The organism is Rhodococcus globerulus, from assembly GCF_019334125.1.
Taxonomy (GTDB): domain Bacteria; phylum Actinomycetota; class Actinomycetes; order Mycobacteriales; family Mycobacteriaceae; genus Rhodococcus_F; species Rhodococcus_F globerula.
Genome location: NZ_CP079698.1, coordinates 2,040,008 through 2,054,144, shown reverse-complemented (window position 1 = coordinate 2,054,144; position 14,137 = coordinate 2,040,008). Strand labels below are relative to the sequence as shown.

The window sequence follows — 14,137 nt, the reverse complement described above, 5'->3', positions numbered from 1 at the left end:
TATGCAGTATTTGCCCAGTGGGCGGCATCGGGACGGCACACACTGTGCCTTACCGGTGCCGCCGTGTGTTGTCAGTTCGTGCTGTTGTCGGCTCGTGCGCAGTCAGTTGGAGGAAGCCTAGATGTCCGTCGGAATACCTGGACCACAGTCGCTGACGATCGAGGATCTCCCGAGACTGATCGCAGCGGTTGCCGAGGTGGAACCGGGCCGGCGCGCACTTGCCCACGGCGATACGGATATCAGCTACGAACGTCTACACAGCGAGCTCACAACCCTCGACGCAGCGATGGGCGGCGCGTTGGGGGCCGACGCGCTCGTCCCTGTTGTCATCTCCACCGTGTTACCTGAGCTGATCGCATCCCAGGACGGCGGACTCGGCGGCGTCGTGGACGCGTTGATCGCCGACGCCACGTCTGTGGTTGCCGTCGACGAGCCGACCGTTGTCGAGACAACCCTGGTGAGTCTGTTCGACGAGCAGGTGTCGCGAACCCCCGATGCGATTGCACTCCGGTTCGGTGACACGTCGCTGACGTATGCCGAATTCGACGGCCGCGCCAATCAGCTCGCCCGCGAACTGGTCCGACGTGGGGTCGGGCCGGACACACTGGTCGGTCTCGGTATCCGGCGGTCCGTGGACCTGCTGGTGGCGATGTACGCGATCGTGAAGGCGGGCGGCGCGTATGTGCCACTCGATCCCGATCATCCAGCCGAACGCGTGGCCTACGTCCTCGATGTCGCGGCGCCGGTCCTGGTGCTGACGGTGTCCACTGACGAGCTGACACTCCCGGGTGGTGTTTCCGTCCTCGAGATGGATACGACCGATGTGTCGGTGCATTCCGCCGAGCCGCTCGCCGATACCGACCGGCGCTCACCGCTGCGCCCGGACAATCTCGCGTACGTCATCTTCACCTCCGGCTCCACCGGGCGTCCCAAGGGCGTCGGGGTTGCCCACGGTGCCATCGTCGCCAACCTCGTGTGGCGCCAGGACGAGTACGCCTTCACCGCCGCGGATGTCGTCTTTCAGAAGACGCCCTTCACGTTCGACGTGTCGGTGTGGGAGTTCTTCTGGCCGTTGCAGATCGGTGCATCGCTTGTCATCGCGGAGCCGGACGGACATCGTGATCCCGCGTATGTCGCCCGCACCATGATCGAGTACGGCGTCACGGTCGTTCACTTCGTGCCGTCGATGCTGGCCGTTTTTGTCGCCGAACCCACGGTTTCCGAGATCACCACTCTCCGTTACGTTTTTGCATCCGGTGAAGCGCTTCCGGCGCAGACGGCGGCGCGTCTGCGCGACGTCAGTTCGGCTGCGCTGCACAATCTTTACGGTCCGACCGAAGCTGCCGTCGACGTCACCTACTACGCCACCGGCGAGCAGGACGAGGTGGCCGTTCCGATCGGACGCGCGGTAGCCGGCACCGAACTACTGGTGCTCGACGACGCCCTGCGGGCGGTTCCTCCCGGAGTCCCCGGCGAGTTGTACCTTGCCGGTGTCCAATTGGCGCGCGGCTATGTCGCCCGTCCTGATCTCTCGGCCGATCGGTTTGTTGCGCATCCCACCGAGGCCGGTGCTCGTATGTACCGGACCGGCGACCTCGTTCGCTGGCGCGGGCTTGGTGCTCAGCGACTCCTCGAGTACATCGGCCGCACCGACTTTCAGGTGAAACTGCGCGGGCTGCGCATCGAACTCGGCGAGATCGAATCCGCACTTCTCGACAACGCTGCAATCGCGCAGGCGGCTGTTCTCGTCCATTCCGACGCGACTCTTGGTGACAACCTCGTGGCGTACGTGGTTCCCGCGCTAGGTTTTTTACTCGACACCGACGCTCTTGCAGATGAATTGGGCGGGCGCCTGCCGGACTACATGGTGCCGTCGCTGTTTGTCGAACTCGAGGCATTTCCGCTCAACGCCAGCGGCAAGCTGGATCGCAAGGCTCTGCCGGCACCCGAGTTCACAGCGCAGGTTGTCGAATACCGCGCACCGAGCACCCCGGTCGAGAAGACGTTGGTCGCGATCTTTGCCGACTTGCTCGGCCGCGACGATCTCGGCATCGACGACGGATTCTTCGACCTCGGTGGTAACTCGCTCCTCGCAACCCGGGTCGTGGCACGCGCCAACGCCGAACTCGGCGTGGAACTCGACATGCGAGCTTTCTTCGATGCTCCGACCGTATCCGAATTAGCCTCTCTGGTAGTAGATTCGGCCGGAAGTGGTACCAGGGATCCGCTGGTTGCTCGAGAGCGTCCGGCACAGATACCGCTGTCGTTGGCGCAGCAGCGCATGTGGTTCCTCAACCGGTTCGATTCCGCGTCGGCCGTCGATCACATTCCAGTGGCACTCCGGCTGACCGGCGCCCTCGACGTCGAGGCGCTACGCGCCGCGATCACCGATCTGGTCGAGCGCCATGAGAGCCTGCGCACCGTCTATCCCGAAATCGACGGCGTCGGATACCAGCAGGTTCTCGCCGCGTCGGACGTCGTGCTGGACCTGACCCCGGTTGTGGTCACGGAATCCGACCTGATCGACCGTGTCACTGCTGTTGTCACCGAGGGCTTCGACGTCACGACGCAGGTTCCGTTGCGGGCCCGCCTGTTCCACGTCGCAGACTCGGAATACGTCCTCGTCTTTGTGGTTCACCACATCAGCGGCGACGGTTTCTCGATGGGGCCGATGGTCCGCGACGTTGTGAGTGCCTACGCAGCTCGATCGCAGGGTTCAGCGCCCGATTTTGCTCCTTTGGGGGTCCAGTACGCGGACTTCACGCTGTGGCAGCGGTCCGTTCTCGGTGACGAGAGCGACCCGGAATCGTTGATTTCGCGGCAGATCGACTACTGGACGCATCAGTTGGCAGGGATGCCGGAACTGCTCGAACTTCCGACAGATCGCCCGCGCCCTGCTGTGGCAACCAACCGTGGTGCGTCGCACCAGTTCTCGATCGAGAAGAACTTGCTCGTCCGGCTCGAATCGTTGGCGCAGCAACACAAGGCTTCGGTCTTCATGGTGCTGCACAGTGCCATTGCCGTCCTGCTTGCCCGGTTGTCCGCTACATCGGATATCGCGATCGGTACGCCGGTCGCAGGTCGTGGCGATCGCGCTCTCGACGATGTGATCGGAATGTTCGTCAACACTCTGGTCCTGCGCACCGAGATCGACTCCGCGAGTTCGTTCGTGGACGTGCTGAAAGCCGCTCGCGCGACCGATCTTGATGCCTTCGGCCATACGGACGTTCCGTTCGAGCGCCTTGTCGAGGTCCTTGATCCCGCCCGCTCACAGGCGCACAACCCGCTCTTCCAGGTCATGCTGGCGTTTCAGAACCTCGGCCAGAGTGAACACGGCGCTACCGATATCGGCGGGTTGACGGTCACGGGCGTCGAACTCGAATCCGCGGTGGCCAAGTTCGACCTCCAGTTCACCGTCTGGGAAGACGCCGAGCACGGCGGGCTGTCGATCATGATCGATTACGCCACAGATCTTTTCGATCCGTCGACCATCGATTCTGTTGCCTCACGGTTGGCGGCGCTCCTCGGCGTCGTCGCGGAAGATCCGGCCATCGTGGTCGGTGACATCGACCTGCTCACCGTCGACGAGCGCGAATTGGTGATCGGCACCTGGAATGCGACCGGCCACGAGGTGCCGGAGAAGACACTGGTCGACATGTTTGTCGAACAAGCGCATCGGACTCCGGACGCCACGGCACTCGTCTACGAGGACGAGCTGCTGACCTATCGCGATTTCTCGGCGCGTGTGCATCGACTCGCCCGGATGCTGGTGACGATGGGCGTCGGACCTGACACCTTGGTGGGCTTGGCAATCAGGCGGTCCATCGACTTGGTTGTCGCGATGTACGCGGTGATCGAAGCAGGCGGGGCCTATCTGCCGGTCGATCCCGATCAGCCCGCCGATCGCAACGAGTACGTTCTGGGGACGGCCGGACCGGTGTGCGTGCTGACCACCGATCGTGACGGTTTCACAGCGGGCACCACGGTTGTCTCGTTGGATTCGCTGGATACTTCCCAGTTCTCGGACGCAGCGCTTGTCGATACCGATCGGCTGGCGCCGCTGCGGCCGGACAACACGGCGTACGTGATCTTTACGTCCGGTTCGACCGGTAAGCCGAAGGGTGTTGCGGTATCGCATCGGGCGATCGTGAATCGCCTGGTGTGGATGCAGGCCGAGTACGGACTGGCCGGTGATGACGTGGTGTTGCAGAAGACGCCGTTCACGTTCGACGTGTCGGTGTGGGAGTTCTTCTGGCCGTTGCAGGTTGGTGCCCGGTTGGCTGTTGCCGAGCCGGACGGACACCGCGACCCCGCCTACCTCGCGTCCGCCATTTCGGAGTACGGCGTCACCACCGCTCACTTTGTTCCGTCGATGCTCGACGTGTTTGTCGGCGAACCCTCGGTGGCGGCGTGTACTTCTTTGACCCGAGTGTTCGCCTCCGGTGAGGCGTTGACACCACAGGTGGCGTCAACGCTGCGGACAGTTCTTCCCGCTGCGCGCTTGCATAACCTGTACGGTCCGACCGAGGCCGCGGTCGACGTGACGTACCACGAGGTCACCGAATCCGACGTCGCAAGTGTGCCGATCGGTGCGCCGGTGTGGAACACCCGGGCGCTGGTGCTCGACTCGCGGTTGCATCCGGTTCCGGTCGGAGTTGCGGGGGAGTTGTACCTCGCCGGTGTCCAGCTTGCACGCGGCTACCTGGCGCGGCCCGATCTGAGCGCCGACCGGTTTGTCGCGGATCCGTTCTCCGGTAACGGGCAGCGGCTTTATCGCACGGGTGACCTGGTGCGGTGGAACAGTTTTGGTGAGATTGAGTACATCGGTCGAACGGATTTTCAGGTCAAGCTGCGCGGACTGCGCATCGAACTCGGTGAAATCGAATCGGCTCTACGCGATCACCCCGCGGTATCCGCGGCGGTAGTACTGGTTCGCAGCGACCAGTTGGTGGCGTATCTGACGCCGGCAGCGGGCGTCAGCCTCGACTGGCACGACATCGCCGATGCGTTGTCGCAGCGGTTGCCCGCATACATGATTCCGGCCTCTCATGTGGTGCTCGACAGCTTCCCACTTGGCTCCTCGGGCAAGCTCGACCGTGCGCAGTTGCCGGATCCAGTGGCTCGTAGTGCCGAGTTCCAGGCGCCGGTCACAGGTGCCGAAATTGCTGTGGCTCAGGTCTTCTCGGACCTTCTGGCAGTCGAGAAGGTGGGATTGGGTGACAATTTCTTTGCCCTGGGGGGTAACTCCCTCATGGCAACTCAGGTTGTTGCGCGGCTGGGACAGAGGCTCGACACCACCGTCGGTGTGCGGACCCTGTTCGACGCACCGACCGTCGGGGCACTTGCTGCCCGTATCGATTTGGGAACCACCACGGCAGCGCGGCCTCCGCTCACCGCGCAGGTCCGGTCGGAGCGTGTGCCGCTCTCGCTCGCGCAGCAACGCATGTGGTTCCTGAACCGCTTCGAACCGGGATCGAATGTCGACAACATCCCAGCCGCACTTCGGCTGACCGGGACACTCGATGTCGACGCGCTCCAGGACGCTCTCGACGATCTGGTGCGTCGTCACGAGAGCTTGCGAACTATTTACCCCGAGATCGACGGCGTCGGTTACCAGCAGGTTCTCGAACCCGCTCGTCTGATCAATCTTGCGCCGATCGACGTGGATGCCGATGATGTTGTGGCTCAGGTCGCCGCTGTGGTGGCGCCCGGGTTCGACGTGACCACCGAAGTGCCCATTCGAGTTTCGCTCTTGCGGATCACCGATTCCGAGTTCGTTCTCGTATTTGTCGTCCATCACATCAGTGGTGACGGATTCTCGATGCTTCCGTTGGTTCGGGACGTCGTCGCGGCATACGGTGCGCGATCGGCCGGAGCGGCGCCGCAGTGGGAACCACTTCCGGTGCAGTTTGCCGATTTTGCATTGTGGCAACGCGAAGTCCTGGGCAGCGAGAGCGATCCGGACTCGGTGATTTCCGGGCAGTTCGACTATTGGCGAACACAATTGGCCGGTGTCCCGGATCAACTCGAGTTGCCGACGGATCGTCCGCGGCCCCGAATTGCAACTAATCAGGGTGCCTACCACGACTTCTCCGTTGATGCGGATTTGCTGGAGCGCTTGAACGCGGTCGCCCAGGCATCGAACGCCTCGCTGTTCATGGTTGTGCATTCTGCGCTTGCGCTGCTGCTCGCAAAGCTGTCGAGTTCCACCGACATCGTGATCGGCACTCCCGTTGCCGGACGCGGTGAGCAAGTGCTCGACAACGTCATCGGAATGTTCGTCAACACGTTGGTACTGCGAACCGATATCGATCCGGCGTCGACGGTCGCCGACCTGATCCACCGCGCCCGTGAAACCGATCTCGGCGCATTCGATCACGCGGACGTCCCGTTCGAGAGCCTTGTCGAGATCATCAACCCCGAACGGTCGCAGGCCCGGAACCCGCTGTTCCAGGTCATGCTGACGATGCAGAACATTGGCGGCTCGAGTCCGGAGTCGGCAGCGATGAACGGTGTTGCGGTGTCCGCCGTGGACATCGAATCGCCCGTCGCAAAGTTCGATCTCCAGCTGACGGTGAGTGAATCGCCACAGGGCGGCCTTCTTGCGCAGTTCAACTATGCAACAGACCTTTTCGACGCAGCAACCGTGGAACTGTTTGCGCAGCGTTACGTCACGATTCTGCGCGCCCTGGCGGATGATACTTCTGCTGTCATCGGCGACATCGACGTATCGAGTGCCGACGAGCGTCAGCGGGTGCTCGTCGAATGGAACTCGACCGAGCGTCGTGTTCCCGATTCCGCCCTGGTAGATCTCTTCGACGCCCAGGTGTCGGCAACACCGGATGCGCCGGCACTCACGTTCGACGCTACGACGCTGACCTACGCGGAATTCGATGCCCGGATCAATCGTCTTGCACGCCATTTGATCTCGATCGGTGTCGGTCCTGATGCCATGGTGGGATTGTCGGTGCGACGATCGCTCGACCTACTTGTCGCGATGTACGCGATAGTGAAGGCAGGCGGCGCGTACGTTCCGATCGATCCGGATCAGCCGACCGAACGTAACGAGTACGTTCTTTCGACCGCGGCTCCGATCTGTGTCCTCACGACCTCGCTGGACCAATTCGAGACGTCAGTCTGCCCGGTTGCTCAGGTCGACACGATCGACCTGTCCGCTCACTCGGATGCTGCGATCTCCGATGCCGATCGCCTGGCACCGCTGCGGCCGGACAACACGGCGTACGTGATCTTTACTTCCGGTTCGACCGGTAAGCCGAAGGGTGTTGCGGTTTCGCATCGGGCGATCGTGAATCGTCTGGTGTGGATGCAGGCCGAGTACGGGCTGACCGGCGATGACGTGGTGTTGCAGAAGACGCCTTTCACGTTCGACGTGTCGGTGTGGGAGTTCTTCTGGCCGTTGCAGGTTGGCGCTCGGTTGATCGTTGCTGCAGTGGACGGACACCGGGAACCGGCATACCTCGCAGCTGCTATCGCGGAACACGGCGTCACCACTGTCCACTTCGTGCCCTCGATGCTCGAACTGTTTGTCGCAGAACCCGCAGTTCGCGGAGCGGATGCTCTGCGTCGGGTATTTGCCTCGGGCGAAGCGCTGCCGCCGCAGGTTGCGCAGGAACTGTGCACACTCCTTCCGCAGGCTCGACTGCACAATCTGTACGGGCCTACCGAAGCGGCAGTCGACGTCACATTCCACGAGGTCACGCCATCGGATTCCGAGATCGTCCCGATCGGATCGCCGGTCTGGAACACTCGTGTCCTGGTGTTGGATTCGCGTCTGCGCCCGGTGCCGGTGGGTGTCTCGGGTGAGCTGTACCTGGCGGGAATCCAGTTGGCGCGCGGCTACGTCGGTCGGCCGGACCTCACGGCAGATCGTTTTGTCGCAGATCCTTACGGACCTTCCGGCAGTCGGCTGTATCGCACGGGTGACCTGGCGCGGTGGAAACGGTCGAGCGGAGCGAGGGGGGATGATTCCAGCGTTGGTGAGATCGAATACATCGGGCGGACCGACTTCCAGGTCAAACTTCGCGGATTGCGGATCGAACTGGGCGAGATCGAGGCAGCATTGCGCGATCAGCCGTCCGTTGCGTCGGCTGCGGTGGCAGTGCGCAACGAACAATTGGTTGCCTACGTTGTGGGACACGCCGGCGCGGTAGTGGACTGGGCATCGGTCGAGACAGCACTGGCCGCACGACTGCCCGGCTACATGGTCCCGACTGCGCACGTTGAGCTCGAGGCATTCCCGCTGGGCACGTCCGGCAAGCTGGATCGCAAGCAGTTGCCCGACCCTGTTGCTCAGATCGCTGCCTTCCGTGAGCCACGGAGCGTGGCGGAGCTTGCGGTCGCGCGGATTTTCTCCGACCTGCTCGGCATCGAGCAGGTTGGCCTCGACGATGATTTCTTCTCGCTCGGCGGCAACTCGCTCATCGCGACTCAGGTCGTTGCGCGACTCGGCGAGGCGCTCGACACGACGGTTCCTGTTCGCCTGCTGTTCGACGCGTCCAGTGTGGAATCCTTTGCCTCGCTTATCGACTCGCAATCCGGTAAGGGCGCCCGCCCGCCGCTGGTGGCGCAGGAACGACCGGATCGTGTTCCGTTGTCGATTGCGCAGCAACGCATGTGGTTCCTCAACCGGTTCGACGCGTCCTCGGGTGTGGACAACATCCCGGTGGCCATCAGGCTGACCGGAGAGCTGGACATTGCGGCGATGCAGGCTGCGCTGGTGGACGTGTTCGAACGTCATGAGATTTTGCGAACGGTGTATCCCGAGATCGACGGCGTCGGCTATCAGCAGTTGGTGGATGTGGACCGGATGGTTCCGGATCTGACGCCGGTTCGTATTCACGAATCCGTTGTCATCGATCGGGTTGCAGGCGTGATCCTTCCCGGATTCGACGTCACCCACGAGGCGTCGGTTCGAGCGCAATTGTTCGATTTGAGCCAGTCCGAGTACGTCCTCGTTTTTGTGATCCATCACATCAGCGGTGACGGCTTCTCGATGGGCCCGCTGATCCGCGACTTCGTCTCCGCGTATGTTGCACGGTCGCAAGGGCAGTCGCCGCAGTGGCAACCATTGCCGGTGCAGTACGCCGACTTTGCGTTGTGGCAGCGGCAGATCCTCGGCAGCGAGGACGATCCCGAATCGGTTATCTCCGAGCAGGTCACGTACTGGCAGGAACGCTTGGCCGGCATTCCGGACCAGTTGGATTTGCCGACGGATCGTCCGCGGCCGCGCATCGAATCGCACCGCGGAGCGGGATACGATTTCTCGATCGATGCCGAGCTCCGGGCGGGTCTCGATCGAGTGGCCCGTGAGGTCAATGCATCGCTCTTCATGGTGGTGCACAGCGCCCTGGCGGTCGTGCTCGCGAGGTTGTCCGGGACATCGGACATCGTGATCGGTACCCCGGCCGCCGGCCGTGGTGAACGTGCTCTCGACGATCTGATCGGTATGTTCGTCAATACCCTGGTGCTTCGCGCCGAGGTCGACCCCGAATCGTCGTTCGCAGACTTGGTCAGACATGTCCGGGAATCGGATCTCGGCGCGTTCTCGCACGCGGACGTCCCCTTCGAACGGCTCGTCGAGATTCTCAACCCCGAGCGATCTCAGGCCAGGCATGCGTTGTTCCAGGTCGGTCTGGCGTTCCAGAACCTGCAGCGATCGGTTCTGCAGTTGCAGGATCTGGACGTTGCCGACTTCGCGTTGCCGGACCTACTGGCAAAGGTCGATCTGCAACTGACCTTGATCGAGTCCGAGTCGTCTGGCAACGGAGGACTGACCGCCCAGTTCACATACGCGACCGACCTGTTCGACGAGTCGACAATCGCATCCCTCGCGAACCGATTCCTCCGCGTTCTTAATGCTGCAGTAGTCGACTCGGCGCAGGTGGTCGGCGACATCGATATCATCGAAACATCCGAGCAGGAACAGATTCTCGGCTGGTCACGGGGCAGTGACGATGGCCGGCTCGACGCGTCACCGATGACGTTGTTCGCGCAGTACGTCGAGACCGATCCGTCGGCGTGCGCAGTGGTGGCCGGTGATGTCGAGTTGTCCTACGGGGACCTCGATGCACTGTCCTCGGTCGCGGCCGCTCAACTCGTCGTCGCCGGCGTCCGTCCGGACGACGTTGTCGGATTGATCCTGCCGAGGTCCTGGCAGTGGGTCGTAGCGATGGTGGCTGTGTGGAAAGCCGGTGCCGGCTATCTTCCGATCGACCCTGCTCTTCCGGAAGAACGGGTGAGCGCACTGCTCACCGATATCGCGGCACGGTGTGTGGTGGCGATCGAGACGCCCGACCTCGATCTCCCAGTGGTGCTGATCGGTGACGAGCCCGTGGTCGCTGCCGACGCACCGGTTTGGGTCGATCGTTGGCGTGAGGACGGCGCGGATGCCCGAGTCGGCTACGTCATTTCGACGTCCGGTTCGACCGGGCGACCGAAGCCGACCGTCGTTCCGATGGCAGGTATAGCGAATACCGTTGCGTGGTATAACTCTTCGCTGCCGGCACGCGCCGGGGTTGCAGTGGCGTCGTCACCGAGTTTCGACCTCACGCAGAAGAACGTGTGGGGACCACTGACGAGTGGTGGAAGTGTGCACCTCGCACCCGCCGGCTTCGACCCGAGTGAGATCCTTCGTGTCATCGCAGACGAGCGAGTCACGACGGCAAACATGTCACCCAGTGCGTTCGACGCTCTGATCGATTCCGACGAAGACGACATGCTGGCAAGTCTCCAGGTGGTGTTCCTCGGCGGAGAGCCGATACAGGTCAGCCGTCTGGGGCACCTGCTTTCGCGCGGAGTTCGAATCGTGAACAGCTACGGTCCCACCGAAGCGTCGGATGTGGTGTCGTTCCAACAGGCGACGGCAGCGGACACGCTTGGTGTTCCGATCGGCTCACCGGTGCCGAACATCGATCTCTATGTGCTGGATTCACGGTTGGGTCTCGTTCCGTCCGGAGTTGTCGGCGAGCTGTACGTCGGTGGTATCGGAGTCGGCCGTGGTTACGGCAACCGGTACGACCTGACGGCAGAACGGTTTGTTGCCAACCCCTTCGGGGCGGCCGGCGAGCGCATGTATCGAACCGGCGACCTCGTGCGCCGCAACACGGCCGGTGAGCTCGAGTACATCGGGCGCACGGACTTCCAGGTCAAGATCCGCGGTTTACGCATCGAGCTCGGTGAGATCGAATCTGCCTTGAACGCTGTGGATTCCGTCGGGACCGCCGTCGTCACAGTCCACGCTGACTCGGCGGTGGGCGACCGGTTGGTTGCCTATGTCGTTGGCGTCCCAGGCGCTGTGATCGTTCCGGAAATCCTGCGGGACGCTGTAGCGCAGCGTCTACCGGAGTACATGGTTCCGTCGGCGTTCATCGTCCTGGACTCGGTGCCGCTCAACGCGAACGGAAAGATCGACCGTCGGAGCCTGCCCGACCCGGTGTTCGACACGGCGCAGTACCGCGAACCGCTCACCGTTGTCGAGAAGGCAGTTGCAGTTGTTTTTGCCGATCTTCTCGGCGTAGACCGAGTCGGACTCGACGACGATTTCTTTGCACTCGGCGGAAACTCGCTAATCGCGACGCGGCTCGCGGCCCGTCTCGGTCAGGCGCTCGATACCACCGTTCCGGTTCGGATGCTGTTCGACGCCACGACAGTTGAAGCACTGGCCCTTGCCATTGCGGCATCGGTAGGGTCGGGTCGACGAAAGTCGCTCGAAGCCGCCGAACGCCCGGACCGGTTGCCACTGTCACTGGCGCAGCAGCGGATGTGGCTTGTCAACCAGATGGACACGGCCGCAGGGACGTACAACATTCCGATGGCGCTGCGGTTGACCGGCGACCTCGACGTCGACGCATTGCGGGCAGCTCTGCGCGATGTCACCGATCGGCACGAGTCGCTCCGGACGTTCTATCCGGCAGACGACAACGGACCAACACAACGGATTCTCGACGTCGACGAGGCGCCGCAGTGCGCCGTCGTTGCCGTTGCGGACGCATCCGAGTTGTACTCGCGCGTCGCCGCTGTGATGTCGACGGGCTTCGACGTCTCCACAGAAGTACCTGTGCGGATGGAACTTCTGCACTGCGGGACCGGCGAGTACGTCTTTGCGCTTGTTGCACACCACATTGCCGCCGACGGTGAGTCGATGGCGCCGTTGGCGCGCGACATGATGATCGCGTACGAAGCCCGGACCAGAGGCAGCATTCCCGGATGGAGTCCGTTGACCGTGCAGTACGCGGACTTCGCGCTGTGGCAGCGTGACGTCGTGGGCACGGCCGACGAGGTCGGTAGTGTCGCTGCCGCTCAACTCGAGTACTGGCGGGGCAAGCTTGCTTCGCTTCCCTCGATGGCCGGACTTCCGACGGATCGCCCACGTCCGAGTGCGGTGTCACCGGCAGCGGGTGCCGTCGAGTTCACCGTGAGTGAGCAGATCCACGCCCGGTTGGTAGAGATCGCCCGCGAACGGAATGCGACTGCCTTCATGGCATTGCACGCCGCACTGGCCGTATTGGTTGCTCGCGTCGGGGCAACCAATGACTTTGCGATCGGTACCGCCGTAGGTGGGCGAGGGGAGCGTGCGCTCGACGATCTGGTCGGAATGTTCGTGAACACGCTCGCCTTGCGGACTCAGGTAGATACTGCAGCAAGTTTCGACGATCTGGTAGTTGCCGTGCGCGACGTGGATCTGGAGGCCTTCGGGAAGTCCGACCTCCCGTTCGAAGAAGTGGCCGAAGCGCTGGGTGCCTCGGCCGACGGACTCTTCCAGATCATCTTGTCGCTGGAACCCGCTGGCGGAGCCGAGTTCTCGCTGCCGGACTTGACGATCAGCGGAGTCGATTCACCTGTGGCGACCACGAAGTTCGACATGCAACTGACGCTCAGTAGCGCCGCGGACGGATACGGACTCTCCGGCGTCTGGATCTACTCGACTGATCTGTTCGACCAGGGAACCGTCGAATCGTTCGTGGAGCGGTTTGTTCGCGTACTCGAACAGGTCACCGACAACCCATCGAGGCCGGTCGGCGACATCGAATTGCTCACCGCAGCAGAGAAAGACGAGGCTCTCGGCGCTGCAGTTCAGTCCAGCGCTCCGAGTGGATCGAGCGCGGCCCTCCTGCCCCAACTGCTGGCGTCGACAGTCGAGGCTGACCCCGAAGCTCCCGCCGTTGTGGTCGGCGACGAGGAAATCGACTATGCCGCAGTCGATTCACGTTCCTCGCAGCTTGCGCGTCTGCTCATCGATGGTGGCGTCGGTCCAGGAGACTTCGTGAGCCTCTCCGGCGTATCGGGAGCAGGCGAAGTAGTGGCGTGCTGGGCAATTGTCAAGACCGGGGCAGCGATTGCAGTCGGGCAGGCCGGAGAGATTCCGGACTCTGTCGTGACGATCACGCCGGAAACACTCGACGCTGCGGTCGCACAACCCGCGCGTGCGATCAATTACACCGACCGCATTCGCCCGCTCACCGCGGACGACGCCGCATTCCAGGTGTTCGGAGACGGAGCCTGGGAGCAGACGTACGGGGAACTCACCGCAACCCTGTCGACCTGGAGCGAGAAGTACGCGGTTGATGTCGAGTCGCGAGTGCTGCAGACCGGCTCGATCGACGCGAGCGGACGGGTGCCCGCGATTCTGCTCGCTGCATCGGCGGGTGCTGCGTGGGTGGTGGCAGGTAGTGACATCGAATCGCTCGACGACCTGCTGGCCGACGAGTGGGTGACACACGCGGTGCTGTCGGTGGATGACGCTGCAAGCATCGATCGCAGCGAACTGCCGGATCTCGAACACGTCCTCGAGGAGCACAGCCCGCGCTCGTGGTGACCTCACGTACCGCGAGTGGTGGAACTCATATCCACTCGCGGTATGCGGCGCTCGGCAACTCCGCGGCTGTAACAATGGCACTCGGTTGCCGATGCATTGTGGGGAGCCGCAACGGGCGAGATGACCGTGAAAACAAGTATTACGCGAAGGTGAGTTGTCTGATGGCGCAAGGGGCCGACGTACATGCTGATCGATCATCGGACGTGATCGCATGAGCGCGGACGATCTGACCCCCGCAAAGACACGCGGAAGCCGCAAACCCCGTCCCACCCGTACTCGCCGCGTTCGAGTGCCCTTGCTGCC

1 protein-coding gene is annotated in these 14,137 nt (G+C 62.8%); it reads left to right on the top strand.

Annotated features, from left to right (window positions below):
* Positions 1-121 precede the first annotated feature (121 nt).
* Complete coding sequence (locus KYT97_RS09375; protein WP_219112144.1) at positions 122-13,834, top strand: non-ribosomal peptide synthetase; 13,713 nt, start codon at positions 122-124, stop codon at positions 13,832-13,834.
* Positions 13,835-14,137 lie beyond the last annotated feature (303 nt).